The organism is Paraburkholderia sp. GAS38 (assembly GCF_050434965.1).
Classification (GTDB): Bacteria; Pseudomonadota; Gammaproteobacteria; order Burkholderiales; family Burkholderiaceae; genus Paraburkholderia; species Paraburkholderia phenazinium_A.
This window is the reverse complement of record NZ_JBNDJO010000008.1, coordinates 75,448-87,837: the sequence shown is the minus strand read 5'-3', so window position 1 is coordinate 87,837 and position 12,390 is coordinate 75,448. Positions and strand designations below refer to the sequence as shown.

Annotated in this window: 16 protein-coding genes; 6 read left to right on the top strand and 10 right to left on the bottom strand. The window is 63.2% G+C overall.

Annotated elements, in window-relative coordinates:
• Positions 1 to 183 precede the first annotated feature (183 nt).
• The gene (locus tag P3T42_RS19925; RefSeq protein WP_181919995.1) at positions 184 to 354 is read left to right on the top strand and encodes a hypothetical protein; all 171 of its coding nucleotides are present in this window, start codon (positions 184 to 186) and stop codon (positions 352 to 354) included.
• A gap of 3 nt (positions 355 to 357) precedes the next feature.
• On the top strand, positions 358 to 744 hold the full coding sequence (locus P3T42_RS19920) for a type II toxin-antitoxin system death-on-curing family toxin (protein WP_074301917.1): 387 nt from the start codon (positions 358 to 360) through the stop codon (positions 742 to 744).
• A 28-nt stretch (positions 745 to 772) separates the two neighbouring features.
• Here the strand turns inward: P3T42_RS19920 and P3T42_RS19915 are convergent, their stop codons facing one another.
• The 9 genes from P3T42_RS19915 to P3T42_RS19875 form a co-directional block, all read right to left on the bottom strand.
• Positions 773 to 1,501 (bottom strand): hypothetical protein, encoded by a 729-nt coding sequence (locus P3T42_RS19915; RefSeq protein WP_429307010.1) that lies wholly within the window; start codon positions 1,499 to 1,501, stop codon positions 773 to 775.
• Between the two features lie 175 nt (positions 1,502 to 1,676).
• The gene (rng, locus tag P3T42_RS19910; RefSeq protein ID WP_074301916.1) at positions 1,677 to 3,146 is read right to left on the bottom strand and encodes a ribonuclease G; all 1,470 of its coding nucleotides are present in this window, start codon (positions 3,144 to 3,146) and stop codon (positions 1,677 to 1,679) included.
• Between the two features lie 9 nt (positions 3,147 to 3,155).
• Positions 3,156 to 3,785 carry a Maf family protein gene (locus tag P3T42_RS19905; RefSeq protein WP_429307009.1) on the bottom strand — a complete coding sequence of 210 codons (630 nt, stop codon included), beginning with the start codon at positions 3,783 to 3,785 and terminating at the stop codon, positions 3,156 to 3,158.
• Positions 3,786 to 4,071: 286 nt separating this feature from the next.
• Positions 4,072 to 4,542 (bottom strand): 23S rRNA (pseudouridine(1915)-N(3))-methyltransferase RlmH, encoded by a 471-nt coding sequence (gene rlmH / locus P3T42_RS19900; RefSeq protein WP_429307008.1) that lies wholly within the window; start codon positions 4,540 to 4,542, stop codon positions 4,072 to 4,074.
• A gap of 105 nt (positions 4,543 to 4,647) precedes the next feature.
• Complete coding sequence (gene rsfS / locus P3T42_RS19895; protein WP_074301913.1) at positions 4,648 to 5,100, bottom strand: ribosome silencing factor; 453 nt, start codon at positions 5,098 to 5,100, stop codon at positions 4,648 to 4,650.
• 4 nt (positions 5,101 to 5,104) lie between these two features.
• Positions 5,105 to 5,812 (bottom strand): nicotinate-nucleotide adenylyltransferase, encoded by a 708-nt coding sequence (locus tag P3T42_RS19890; protein ID WP_429307118.1) that lies wholly within the window; start codon positions 5,810 to 5,812, stop codon positions 5,105 to 5,107.
• Between the two features lie 61 nt (positions 5,813 to 5,873).
• On the bottom strand, positions 5,874 to 6,797 hold the full coding sequence (hemF, locus tag P3T42_RS19885; protein WP_429307007.1) for an oxygen-dependent coproporphyrinogen oxidase: 924 nt from the start codon (positions 6,795 to 6,797) through the stop codon (positions 5,874 to 5,876).
• A gap of 62 nt (positions 6,798 to 6,859) precedes the next feature.
• The gene (purD, locus tag P3T42_RS19880) at positions 6,860 to 8,137 is read right to left on the bottom strand and encodes a phosphoribosylamine--glycine ligase (protein ID WP_074301910.1); all 1,278 of its coding nucleotides are present in this window, start codon (positions 8,135 to 8,137) and stop codon (positions 6,860 to 6,862) included.
• Positions 8,138 to 8,377: 240 nt separating this feature from the next.
• Positions 8,378 to 9,106, bottom strand: a complete 729-nt coding sequence (locus P3T42_RS19875) for a YebC/PmpR family DNA-binding transcriptional regulator (protein WP_074301909.1) — start codon at positions 9,104 to 9,106, stop codon at positions 8,378 to 8,380.
• Between the two features lie 363 nt (positions 9,107 to 9,469).
• Between P3T42_RS19875 and P3T42_RS19870 the strand changes: the two genes are divergently transcribed.
• Together P3T42_RS19870 and P3T42_RS19865 are read left to right on the top strand one after the other, a co-directional pair.
• Positions 9,470 to 9,646, top strand: a complete 177-nt coding sequence (locus tag P3T42_RS19870) for a type II toxin-antitoxin system HicA family toxin (protein WP_074301908.1) — start codon at positions 9,470 to 9,472, stop codon at positions 9,644 to 9,646.
• Between the two features lie 70 nt (positions 9,647 to 9,716).
• Positions 9,717 to 10,139, top strand: coding sequence for a type II toxin-antitoxin system HicB family antitoxin (locus P3T42_RS19865; protein ID WP_074301907.1), 423 nt, complete (start codon positions 9,717 to 9,719; stop codon positions 10,137 to 10,139).
• Positions 10,140 to 10,223: 84 nt separating this feature from the next.
• Here P3T42_RS19865 and upp read toward each other — a convergent pair whose 3' ends face one another.
• On the bottom strand, positions 10,224 to 10,874 hold the full coding sequence (upp, locus tag P3T42_RS19860) for a uracil phosphoribosyltransferase (protein ID WP_074301906.1): 651 nt from the start codon (positions 10,872 to 10,874) through the stop codon (positions 10,224 to 10,226).
• 217 nt (positions 10,875 to 11,091) lie between these two features.
• Between upp and P3T42_RS19855 the strand changes: the two genes are divergently transcribed.
• Positions 11,092 to 11,871 carry an SDR family oxidoreductase gene (locus P3T42_RS19855; RefSeq protein WP_429307006.1) on the top strand — a complete coding sequence of 260 codons (780 nt, stop codon included), beginning with the start codon at positions 11,092 to 11,094 and terminating at the stop codon, positions 11,869 to 11,871.
• 73 nt (positions 11,872 to 11,944) lie between these two features.
• Positions 11,945 to 12,334 carry a methylglyoxal synthase gene (locus tag P3T42_RS19850; RefSeq protein WP_429307005.1) on the top strand — a complete coding sequence of 130 codons (390 nt, stop codon included), beginning with the start codon at positions 11,945 to 11,947 and terminating at the stop codon, positions 12,332 to 12,334.
• Positions 12,335 to 12,390 lie beyond the last annotated feature (56 nt).

Sequence of the window (12,390 nt, the reverse complement as noted above, 5' to 3'; positions counted from 1 at the left end):
CGTGGATTTTGATAGCTAAAATTGGTGTAGAAATTTAGTGTCGAAAAGTGACGCGCTGCACACAAGGTCGACAAGGACGGTAGAATACTTGCAATTGTGACTAATTTGAGGCTCAACTTTCGAGCCGCAATGCCGTCAAACACGTAGCCTCAACACCCCCAAACCCACCACCGGAGAGTCACAGTGAATACCAAAGACACAAAGAAGTCCGTGTCGGGTTCCGCTCGTCCGATGATTGTTCCGAAGAATGTCGTCCGCGTCACCACCGAAGCGGATCGTCGCACGGTTATCGCAGCCGCTCGAGCAGTCATCAGCGAGCACCGAGACGTCATCAAAGCGCTCGCCAAGCGATAACTTGTGCTGGACGCGGCTTTCGTCCTTCAAATCCACGAAGAAATCTTACGGGAAGAACCCGGTCTGGGTGGATTCGCGGGTCCGGGATTCGCTGGACTCGAAAGTGCACTCGTACGAGTCGACAACTGGGCTCTCTATGCACATTTGAACGATGTGTTCGGGACGGCTGCGATGTACGCGGTGGCCATAGCTCGCGGCCATATCTTCAATGATGCCAATAAGCGCACCGCTCTTGTCGCTGCACTGACTTATCTGAAGCTGCAGGACATCACGGTGGAGCGCAACGCCCGACTCGAAGACGATATGGTTGCCGTCGCAGAAGGCGTCCTGGACGTTCAGGCGTTTGCCGACATTCTCGCCCTAATCGCTTTGGGAGATGATCCCTCATAGCCCTGCCCCGAGCGGGGCTTTTCATTGATCAGTCACGACCGCGGAACAGGGCCGGCCATTGCGAGAGCAAGCGCAACTGCAATGGTCGACGGGCGATACATGCGAGCCGCCAACTGGTGGGTACCCGGCGTGGCACAGACCGAAAACGACCGCGGCGTGGCATAAAGTCCAGTGGCACGACCTCGACACGGTCAAATATGGACCGCTGACTGGCTGCAATGCGCTCGGCGCACCGGAGCCGAGTCTCAAGGGTGCTCATCGGGATTGCGAGATACGTCGCGATGGCGCGCTTGTCGTGATCAAAGTGGCTGAATGTGCGGAGGTAGGCGACAGCCTCGGTAAATCGCTCGATCAAGCAGAGTTCGTGCACAGCCCGCTCTTCTGCCAATTCCAAGGCAACTTCCGGCTCATAGCTCTGCGGCCCTGCCAAGCTCGCTGCGACGCTGTTCGGAAGAAACTCCCCGTCATTGCCTGGTTGCTCATGATCGAGTTGCAATGCAAATCGCATTTTTCGGTTTGCGAACTTGCCGAACGTCTTTCGTAACTTCGATAGGATGGCTTGCTGAAAACCATCGTCCTCTGGCTCGAACTCGATGCCTTCCTCGTGTTGAATGTCGTGAGCCGCTATCCATGCTTCGGCTTTTAGATCATCAATCGAGTGCTCACCACGAGTGCCACGCGCAATGCGCCGCAACTGCTCGAGCATCGGAGTAATAAGTCGTGCGAAGAAAGCATTGTCTTTGTCGTGAGCCATCATCGAATGCTAAACCGAAACGTGGCGTCTGACGATGCAAGTCTTCCAATCGTTATTTCTGGGCTCGGTGTGATCGGCGGCACAGGCGATGACTGAGATCACCCTGCCGCGATAATTAGCCAGGAGAGAATCGGAGGTATGGTAGATGCGTAAAACCTTGATGAATGAGCTTGCAGACTCACATCAGCACAATATCGTACTGCTCCTGGCTCAGATTCGACTCCACCTGCAACGACACCGGCTTGCCGATAAAATCGATCAGCATAGCCAAATGCTGCGATTCTTCCTCGAGAAACAGATCGATCACCTGCTGCGAGGCCACCACCCGGAACTCGCGCGGATTGAACTGGCGCGACTCGCGCAGAATCTCGCGCAGCACGTCGTAGCACACCGTACGCGGCGTCTTCACCTGCCCCTTGCCCTGGCACACCGGGCAAGGCTCGCACAGCACGTGCGCGAGCGACTCGCGGGTGCGCTTGCGTGTCATCTCCACCAGCCCAAGCTGCGAGAAGCCATTGACGGTGACTCGCGTGCGATCGCGCGACAGCGCCTTCTTCAACTCGCCGAGCACCTGGTCGCGATGCTCGGTGTTCTCCATGTCGATGAAGTCGATGATGATCACGCCGCCCAGATTGCGCAGCCGCAATTGCCGCGCGATCGTATGCGCGGCTTCGAGGTTGGTCTTGAAGATCGTATCGTCGAAGTTGCGTGCGCCGACGTAGCCGCCGGTGTTCACGTCGATGGTCGTCATGGCTTCGGTCTGGTCGATCACGAGATAACCGCCCGACTTCAGATCGACGCGCCGCGACAAGGCTCGCTGAATTTCCGCTTCGATGTTGTACAGGTCGAAGAGCGGTCGTTCGCCCGTATAGTGATGCAGCTTCGACGACACCGCCGGCGTGAACTCCGCCGCGAAATCGGACAGCATCTGGAAGGTCTCGCGTGAGTCGACCTGGATGCGCGAAGTCTCGTCGTTGACGAAGTCGCGCAGCACGCGCTGGGCAAGATTCAGGTCCTGATACAGCAGGCTCGTGGGCGGCATGCGCTGGCCTTGCGAGAGGATCGTCGCCCACGTCTTGCGCAGATACGCCACGTCGCCGGCCAGCTCCTCGCTGGTGGCGTCCTCGGCAATCGTGCGCACGATGTAGCCGCCTTTCTCGTCAGCGGGCAGCACGGCAGTCAGACGCGCGCGAATCGCTTCGCGCTCGGCCTCGCTTTCGATCTTTTGCGAAATGCCGATGTGCGGTTCCTGCGGCAGATAGACCAGCGTGCGGCCGGCGATGCTGACCTGGGTGGACAGGCGCGCGCCCTTGGTGCCGATCGGATCCTTGACCACCTGGACCATCAGCGTCTGGCCTTCGAAGACGATCTTCTCAATCGGCTGATGCGCGACCTGATGCTGCGGCTCGCCCGCGATGCGCGGATGCCAGATGTCGGCCACGTGCAGAAACGCCGCGCGCTCGAGGCCGATATCGATGAAAGCGGATTGCATCCCGGGCAACACGCGAACCACTTTGCCGAGATAGACGTTGCCGACGCGTCCGCGCGACAGGGTGCGTTCAACGTGAAGTTCCTGGACGGCGCCTTGCTGGACCAGCGCGACGCGCGTTTCCTGCGGCGTGACATTGATCAGGATTTCTTCATTCATGGTGTTGTTCTAGAAGTCGATGCGCGCCGCACGCAGGAGTGCAGCGGTTTCAAAAAGAGGCAAACCCATGATACCTGAATAGGACCCCTCGATACGCTCGATAAACTCCGCCGCACGCCCTTGTACGCCGTAGGCGCCCGCCTTGCCGAACGGCTCGCCGCTTGCCACGTAGCGTCGCAGCGCGTCGGCTTGCACTGCAGCAAAACGCACGCGCGAGGCCGACAAAGCCGCGGGCAGCAGCGTGCCGTCGGCGTCGACGACGGCGAGCGCGGTCAGCACCTCATGCTCGCGTCCGGCGAGACGCGCGAGCATGGCCACGGCATCGTCGGCGTCGACGGGCTTGCCGAGAATCGCGTCGTCGATCGTGACGGTTGTGTCCGCAACGAGGATCGGCGCATGCGCATGGCCGCCGGCAACGCGGCGTGCGTGCGCGGCCACGGCCTTGGCCTGACATACGCGCACCACATAGTCGTGCGCCCGTTCGCCGGGCAACTCGGCTTCGAGCGCCTCGGCGTCTTCATCCGGGCGCGGCAGCAGCAGCTCGTAACGCACGCCTAACTGCTGCAGCAGTTCCTGACGGCGCGGACTTTGGGACGCAAGGTAGACGAACGGATGCAGCGCGGCAGCGGACGTAGCCATATAGGGTCTCAGTAAGGCGTGTTGCATGAAAGGAGGCGTGCGAACGATGCGCGCGAAAAACGCACATCAAGCGCACAGCAAGGGGCACATTGGGAAAATCGCGTGCGAGCGCAACGATCGCAGACACCGTCTACGCAAGACGCGAGACGCTGAACGGAACGCGTACCCGGGTGTCGGCAGGGTGCCTGCACACGTCGCAGGCGTTGCTGCATCCAGCGGCCGCTGGCGCTTGGCCTGACCTCAGCCTCACCCTCAGCCCGGCTCGGCCTTCAGCGTCGTCGTACGCTCACACGCGGTGATAGGGGTGATTTTGCGTGATGGTCCACGCGCGGTAAAGCTGTTCGGCGAGCAGCACGCGTACCATGGCGTGCGGCAGCGTCAGGCTGGAGACGCGCAGCAGCATGTCGGCACGCGCCTTGAGATCGGGATCGAGCCCGTCCGCGCCGCCGATCAGGAACGCGACGTCGCGTCCGTCCTGTTGCCAGCCGGGCAGCGCGGCGGCGAGCTGCATCGTGGTCCAGTCCTTGCCGCGTTCGTCGAGCGCGACGATGCGCGCGTTCTTCGGCAACGCGGCTTCGATCCTCTGCCGCTCCGCTGCCATCACGCTCTCCGCCGAGCGTCCCGAGGAACGCTGCTCGGGCTTGATCTCGCGCAGCTCGATACGCAGCTCGGGCGGCATGCGTTTCGCGTACTCGTCGAAGCCGGTGGCGATCCAGTCGGGCATCTTGTGGCCGACGGCGAGGATGTGCAGCTTCATGACGGATGAAATCGCGGATGGAATCGTGAGCGTTGAGTCGGCATTGCGTACGGCAAACCTGTCACCTGCGGATCGGCGCGCTTAACGACGCGCGGATCGACCCGCTTAACGACGGCGTGCCGGTGTCTTGCGTGCGGGCTTGGCGGCCGGTTCGTCGTCCTCTTCGTCTTCGTCGAGCGGCTCGCTGGCGCGGGCGCCGCCGAACGGGCTGGAGCTCGTCAGCTTGATGCGCACCGGCTTGTCGCCCCAGATTTCTTCGAGATTGTAGTACTGGCGCAGGGCCGGTTGCAGGATGTGCACCACGGCGTCGCCGCAATCCACCAGCACCCATTCGCCGACGTCTTCACCTTCCGTGCTGATGACCTCGCCGCCGTTCTCCTTGACCTTCTCGCGCACGCTGGAAGCGAGCGCCTTGGTCTGACGGTTGGAGGTGCCCGAGGCGACGATCACGCGGTCGAACAGTCCGGTCAGGTGGCTGGTGTTGAACACCTTGATGTCTTGCGCTTTCACGTCTTCGAGGGCGTCGACGATCGCGCGTTGCAGTTTTCGAATATCCATAGGGTTACCGGTGGTACAGATGATGTTGAAGAATATAGTCCCACACCGCGGTGGGGACATGGCTCGCGGCCTCGTTCTGTTGCTGGCCGCCGGCATGCTGGACAAGACGTTCGCGCAGATGCGCGCGGATGTCGGTGGCCGAAACGTCGTAGGCCAGCGTGGTATCGATCAGCAGATGACCACAGGGTGTTGCTTGCAATACGTCCGCGCTCGCCTGACGTGCGGCGATCTCGGCGGCGACGGCCGGCGGAATCGAGGCGAGCTCGAAGCCGGGGCGGGTCGACGCGCAGATATGCGCGAACTCGAACAGACGGCGCCAGTCGCGCCACGTATCGAGCCGTACCAGCTGGTCGGCGCCGATCAACATGGCCAGCGAAGCCTGCGGCCCTTCGCGTTCGCGCCAGCGCTGCAGCGTCTCGACCGTGTACGTGGGGCCGTCGTGTTCGATCTCGTCGGTGGCGACGCTCACCTTGACCCCCGGCAGCACCAGCGAACTGGCGGCGGCGCGGGTCATGGCGAGCCGGTCGGCCGCTGACGAGACGTCCGGTTTTTGCCATGGCTGGCCGGCTGGCAGCATCACCAGTTCGGTCAGTTGCAGCACCTCGGCGAACCGTTGCGCAAGCGCGAGGTGGCCGTCGTGGATCGGATCGAAGGTGCCGCCCAGAAGGCCAATCCGGCGGGGCAGGGCAGCGGGGTGAGCGTTCGGCTTCAGGTGAGAGTCCTTTGTCGTGACGGCGCGGGCGCGTCCGGGGGCTGGCGGTTGGCCCAACCCGTCAGACCCACTCGCGCGGCACGAGGAAGTCGCTGTAAAGGCGCGCTTCCGGCGTGCCGGGTTCCGGCTGCCAGTTGTAGCGCCAGTTCACCACAGGCGGCATCGACATCAGAATCGACTCAGTGCGTCCGCCGCTCTGCAGTCCAAACAGTGTGCCACGGTCGAACACCAGGTTGAACTCGACGTAACGGCCGCGCCGGTACGCCTGGAAATCGCGTTCAGTCTCACCGTACGGCAGATTGCGGCGTTTTTCGATGATCGGCAAGTACGCATTGAGGAACGCGTCGCCGACGCTCTTGACCATCGCGAACGACTGTTCGAAGCCGGGCTCCGAGAAATCGTCGAAGAAAACCCCGCCAATGCCGCGTGCTTCGTTGCGGTGCTTGAGGAAGAAATACTCGTCGCACCAGCGCTTGAAGCGCGGATACAGGTCGGCGCCATAAGGCGCCAGCGCGTCGCGGCAGACGCGGTGGAAATGCTGCGCGTCTTCCTCGAAGCCATAGTACGGCGTCAGATCCATGCCGCCGCCGAACCAGAACACCGGGGCTTCGCCCGCCTTGGTGGCAATCAGCAGCCGCACGTTCATATGCACGGTCGGACAGTACGGATTGTGCGGGTGCAGCACGAGCGACACGCCCATTGCCTCGAAACCGCGGCCGGCGAGCTGCGGGCGCGCGGCGCTAGCCGAACCCGGCAGCGCGTCGCCGGCGACGTCCGAAAAACCGATTCCCGAGCGCTCGAAGAACTGGCCGCCTTCCAGAATCCGCGTCGTGCCGCCGCCGCGCAGCTTCTCGCCGGGCGCGCGTTGCCATGCGTCGGTGGCGAACGGCGTGCCGTCGAACGCGCCGAGCGTCTCGGCGATGCGCGTCTGCAGGCCTTGCAGCCAGCTACGTACAGCCTGTACGTCGTAGTTCGAATCGGTCATGAATGCAAGGGTAGCGGGGCGGCGCGCCGGTCGCGCCGCGGGTTGATCGGTCTGGACTGCGCTTAGCTATGCTTGCGGTTCAGCGCGCGATAGCCGATGTCGTGGCGATACTGCATGCCGTCGAATGAGATCTGGTTGATGGTCTCATACGCCACCGACTGCGCGCTGCGCACCGAATCCGCCAACCCTACCACGCACAGGACGCGGCCGCCCGAGGTGGTCAGCTTGTCGTCGGCCAGCGTGGTGCCGGCATGGAACGTCACCGAATCGACGGTCTCGGCCGGAATATCGCTGATCCGGTCGCCCTTGCGTGGGCTGTCCGGATAGTTGTGCGCGGCCAGCACCACGCCTAGCGCGGTGCGGCGGTCCCATTCCAGTTCGACCGTGTCGAGCGTGCCGGCGATGGCCTGCTCCACCACCTTCGAGTAGTCGCCCTTCAGACGCGCCATGATCGGCTGCGTTTCGGGGTCGCCCATGCGGCAGTTGAACTCGAGCGTCTTCGGGTTGCCTTGCGCGTCGATCATCAGGCCCGCATACAGGAAGCCGGTGAAGCGGATGCCTTCCTTCTCCATGCCGTGCACGGTGGGCAGGATGATTTCGCGCATCACGCGGGCATGCAGTTGCGGCGTGACGATGGGCGCGGGCGAGTAGGCGCCCATGCCGCCCGTGTTCGGGCCCTGGTCGCCGTCGAGCAGCCGCTTGTGATCCTGGCTCGAGGCGAGCGGCAGCACGTGCTTGCCGTCCACCATCACGATGAAGCTCGCTTCTTCGCCGGCGAGGAATTCTTCGATCACGACGCGCGCGCCGGCGTCGCCCAGCTTGTTGTCCGACAGCATCATGTCGACCGCGGCGTGCGCTTCTTCGAGCGACTGCGCAACCACCACGCCCTTGCCGGCGGCGAGGCCGTCGGCCTTGATCACGATCGGCGCACCCTTGGTGTCGAGGTACGCGTGGGCGGCGGCGACGTCGGAGAAGGTTTCGTATTCCGCCGTGGGGATCGCATGACGTTTCATGAACGCCTTGGCGAAGTCTTTCGAGCTTTCGAGCTGCGCGGCTTCCTTCGTGGGTCCGAAAATCTTCAGGCCACGCGAGCGGAACAGATTGACGATGCCGGCGGCGAGCGGACCCTCCGGCCCGACCAGCGTGAAGGCGATCTGTTCCTTCTCGACGAAATCGGCGAGCGCAGCCGGCTCGGTGATGTCGACGTTGCGCAGACGCTCGTCCTGGGCGGTGCCGCCGTTGCCAGGAGCCACGTAGACGAGCTGGACCCGCGGCGATTGCGCGAGCTTCCATGCGAGCGCGTGTTCGCGACCGCCGGACCCGACGACGAGTAACTTCATGTGATTCCCCGAAGACTTAAAAACCATGAACGGCTGACGCGTTGGCGCGAGCCGTGGATATCCGCAAGGTTCGCCCAAGGCGAACAGCTAACCTGGAGTGCCGACCATAGAAAACGGTGGTCAGGCACCTGGTTTGCAAAAAAGGGTTTGCAAAAAAGCGATCGCAAAAGACGACACCCCAAACCTGTGCCATCCGCCGCGAACCGCCCGCGGGCGCCGCTGCCGGCGCCCGTGCGGGGCTTATTCGTCGGCGATTGCAGCGTTTGTATAGACTTCCTGCACGTCGTCCAGATTTTCGAGTGCGTCGAGCAGCTTCTGCATCTTCACCGCGTCGTCGCCGGTGAACTCCACTTCCGTCTGAGGTTTCATCGTCACCTCGGCCAGTTCCGCCTTGAAACCGGCGGCTTCCAGCGCGGTCTTCACCTTCGGGAAATCGTTCGGCGGGCAGAGCACTTCGATACTGCCGTCCTCGTTCGTCACCACGTCGTCGGCGCCGGCTTCGAGGGCGGCTTCCATCAGCTTGTCTTCGGCCGTGCCGGGCGCGAACAGGAACTGGCCGACGTGATCGAACATGAACGCCACCGAGCCGTCCGTGCCCATGTTGCCGCCGTTCTTCGAGAACGCGTGACGCACTTCCGCCACGGTGCGGATGCGGTTGTCCGTCATGGTGTCGACGATCACCGCCGCGCCGCCGATGCCGTAGCCTTCGTAGCGGATTTCTTCGTAGCTTGCGCCATCGACGCCGCCGACGCCACGCTGGATGGCACGGTTGACGTTGTCCTTCGGCATGTTGGCGTCATACGCCTTTTCGACGGCGAGCCGCAGACGCGGGTTCGAGTCGATGTCGCCCCCGCCCATGCGGGCGGCGACCTGAATTTCCTTGATGAGCCGCGTCCAGACCTTGCCGCGCTTGGCGTCTGCCGCTGCTTTCTTATGCTTGATGTTGGCCCATTTCGAATGACCCGCCATACCTTTCTCCATCGCGCGCGCCAGCGGGGCGCACGCATAGTGCCATTGTCGTTGCGATGTCGGGCGCTTGCGAAGGCGCGCCTCGATGTCAGACCGGTCCCACTCCCCGCAAAGGCGCGATGCGCCGGGCGATTGTGCAAGTTGGGCCGCTCGATGAGCGGATCCGAATTTTATCATGCCGCGGGGCTGCGGCAGTGGGGGACAGGTCGCTAAAAGACGGGAACCGGCATGTCAATGGGCGCACCGGGGCGGCGATCCGGCGTGTCCGTCGTTCAACTGCTTCTCGCCGGAGCCGGCGTGGCCTATTGAAAATATAAACATTTATGTTTATATTGACGGTGTGTTCACGGACACGGGGGTAAGGTGAAGCAAAGCGAGTTCAAACGTTGGCTCGCTGACCAGGGAGCGACTTTCGAGCAAGGCAGTAAGCATTTGAAGGTGTATCTGAACGGTCGGCAGACCACGCTGCCGAGGCATCCGTCTCACGAGATATCGGAGCCGCTTCGAAGAGCAATTCTCAAACAATTGAACTGCAACTGAAGGCAAGCCCCAACCGGGGCTTCCTCGCTACCCCGAGTTTTTCCCGTCAAGGGACCACGGAGAGTTATCTATGTTTCGCTATCCCGCCCGCATCGAAGCAGACGAAGCCGGATTTACGGTGTCGTTTCGCGACATTCCCGAGGCGTTGACGTCCGGCGCGACGCTCGAAGAAGCGCGCGACATGGCCGCCGACGCATTGGCCACGGCGATGGATTTTTACTTTGAAGACAAACGTCCGGTGCCGTTGCCGTCCAGAGCGCGGCGCGGCGAAGCGTTGGTCGAATTACCCGCCAGCCTTGCGGCCAAGGTGCTGCTGCTCAACGAGATGCTGGCTCAGAAAGTCTCGCCTTCCGAGTTGGCAAGGCGTCTGCACACGCGTCCGCAAGAGATTCAACGTGTTATCAACCTGGGTCACGTGACCAAGATCGACACAATTGCGTCCGCCCTGGCTGCGCTGGGCAAGCGCCTCGAGCTCTCGATCGTGCCTGCCTGAGCCAAGGGTAAAGGCCGGCGGGGGACGCTGCAGGACGGCATCGTGGGGCGGGCAGCATGGACTCGCTACCCGCCCGCTCCCACCTCAGTTCTTGGTCCCAAACAGCCGGTCGCCGGCGTCGCCGAGACCGGGAACGATATACGCATGCTCGTTCAGGTGCGAATCGAGCGACGCCACGTACAGTTTCACGTCCGCATGTGCGTCCTGGAACACCTGGACGCCCTCCGGCGCTGCCACCAAGGCGAGGAACATGATGCTTTCGCCCGGTACGCCGCGGCGCTTCAACACGTCCACCGCGTGCACGGCCGAATAGCCGGTCGCCACCATCGGGTCGCAGAGGATGAAGATCCGGTCTTCCAGATCCGGCAGCCGCACCAGGTACTCGACCGGCCGGTGGTCGTCCGCCCGGTACACGCCGATATGGCCGACGCGCGCCGACGGAATCAGCTCCAGCAGGCCGTCCGACATGCCGACGCCGGCCCGCAGCACCGGCACGATCGCCAGTTTCTTGCCGGCGATCACCGGCGCGTCGAGCTCGACGAGCGGGGTGGTGACGCGGCGCGTGGTCATCGGCAGGTTGCGGGTGATCTCATAGCCCATCAGCAGCGTGATCTCGCGCAGCAGTTCGCGGAACGTGCGCGTCGAGGTATCGCGGTCGCGCATGTGCGAGAGCTTGTGCTGGATCAGCGGGTGATCGAGGATGAAAAGGTTCGGGAAACGGCTGTCCTGTGTCATGGCGAGGGCGCTAGCGGCGGCAAGAGGAATCGGTCGGCGGCCGGAATCACCGGAAGAACCGGCGGGCGGGCGCGCCACGGCTGCAAGTTTACCGAAAGTGCCGCCCGAAGATACCGGAGATTGTGGTGCGTGCGGCGGCAGTCGGGCACCGATTCTTCTAGAATCGGGGGAAACGGCCCGCGCAGGCGGGCATTCGCCATCACAGGAGGAGCAGGATATGGACATGGGAATCGCAGGACGTACCGCGCTGGTGTGCGCGGCTAGCAAGGGCCTGGGGCGCGGTTGCGCCGAAGCGCTTGCCGCCGAGGGTGTGAATCTGGTGATCCTCGCCCGTACGGTCGAGACGCTCGAGGCAACCGCCGCCGAAATCCGCGCGCAAAGCGGCGTCGAGGTCAAGACGGTCGCCTGCGACATCACCACGCCGGAAGGCCGCGCGGCGGCGCTGGCCGCCTGTCCGCAGCCGGACATCCTCGTCAACAACGCGGGCGGGCCGCCGCCAGGCGACTTCCGCAAGTTCACCCACGACGACTGGATCCGCGCCCTCGAAGCCAACATGCTGACGCCGATCGAACTGATCCGTGCCACCATCGATCACATGAGCGCGCGCGGTTTCGGCCGGATCGTCAATATCACGAGCTCCTCGGTGAAGGCGCCGATCGACGTGCTGGGCCTGTCCAACGGCGCGCGCTCCGGGCTGACCGGCTTCGTGGCGGGCGTGGCGCGCAAGGTGGCGCGTGAGGGCGTGACGATCAACAACCTGCTGCCAGGCCTGTTCGATACGGATCGCATCGCCACCACCTTCGACGCCCAGGCCAAGGCGCAACACATCTCCGTCGACGAAGCACGCAAGCAGCGCATGGCGACGATTCCGGCGGGCCGCTTCGGCACGCGCGAGGAATTCGGCCGGGCGTGTGCGTTCCTGTGCAGCGTGCATGCGGGCTATATCACCGGGCAGAACTGGCTGCTCGACGGCGGCGCCTATCCGGGCACGTTCTGAGCGGGCGTCGTTGCATCACCCGTCGCGTCACCATAACCACAACAACACAACCGGTACTGGAGTTCTTAACGTCATGACCACCCGCATCGCGCTGATCGCGCACGATCACAAGAAAGACGCCATCGTCGAACTCGCCGGCGAATATGTCGAAACGCTGCGGCGTTGCGACATCGTCGCCACCGGCACGACCGGCGCGCGGATTGCCGACGCGCACGGGCTGACCGTCGAGAGAATGCTGTCGGGCCCGCACGGCGGCGACCTGCAGATCGGCTCGCAACTCGCGGAAGGGCACGTCGATATGGTGATCTTCCTGCGCGACCCGATGACGCCGCAGCCGCACGAACCGGACATCAACGCGCTGGTGCGCGCGTGCGACGTGCATAACGTGCCGTGCGCCACCAATATTTCGACCGCACGGATGATTCTCGACGTGCTCACCTTGCGGCTCGCGGAGAAGGTCTGACAGTCAAACTACGCGAACCACCTAGCCAGCAATCCAGCAATCGCAAGTCACTTACA

Excerpts from the sequence above, each read along its gene's own strand:
- upp (WP_074301906.1), bottom strand. The coding sequence starts at position 10,874 with ATGACACAGGACAGCCGTTTCCCGAACCTTTTCATCCTCGATCACCCG.
- P3T42_RS19915 (WP_429307010.1), bottom strand. The coding sequence starts at position 1,501 with ATGATGGCTCACGACAAAGACAATGCTTTCTTCGCACGACTTATTACT.
- P3T42_RS19905 (WP_429307009.1), bottom strand. The coding sequence starts at position 3,785 with ATGGCTACGTCCGCTGCCGCGCTGCATCCGTTCGTCTACCTTGCGTCC.
- P3T42_RS19875 (WP_074301909.1), bottom strand. The coding sequence starts at position 9,106 with ATGGCGGGTCATTCGAAATGGGCCAACATCAAGCATAAGAAAGCAGCG.
- P3T42_RS19865 (WP_074301907.1), top strand. The coding sequence starts at position 9,717 with ATGTTTCGCTATCCCGCCCGCATCGAAGCAGACGAAGCCGGATTTACG.
- rlmH (WP_429307008.1), bottom strand. The coding sequence starts at position 4,542 with ATGAAGCTGCACATCCTCGCCGTCGGCCACAAGATGCCCGACTGGATC.
- P3T42_RS19850 (WP_429307005.1), top strand. The coding sequence starts at position 11,945 with ATGACCACCCGCATCGCGCTGATCGCGCACGATCACAAGAAAGACGCC.
- rng (WP_074301916.1), bottom strand. The coding sequence starts at position 3,146 with ATGAATGAAGAAATCCTGATCAATGTCACGCCGCAGGAAACGCGCGTC.
- rsfS (WP_074301913.1), bottom strand. The coding sequence starts at position 5,100 with ATGGATATTCGAAAACTGCAACGCGCGATCGTCGACGCCCTCGAAGAC.
- hemF (WP_429307007.1), bottom strand. The coding sequence starts at position 6,797 with ATGACCGATTCGAACTACGACGTACAGGCTGTACGTAGCTGGCTGCAA.
- P3T42_RS19855 (WP_429307006.1), top strand. The coding sequence starts at position 11,092 with ATGGACATGGGAATCGCAGGACGTACCGCGCTGGTGTGCGCGGCTAGC.
- purD (WP_074301910.1), bottom strand. The coding sequence starts at position 8,137 with ATGAAGTTACTCGTCGTCGGGTCCGGCGGTCGCGAACACGCGCTCGCA.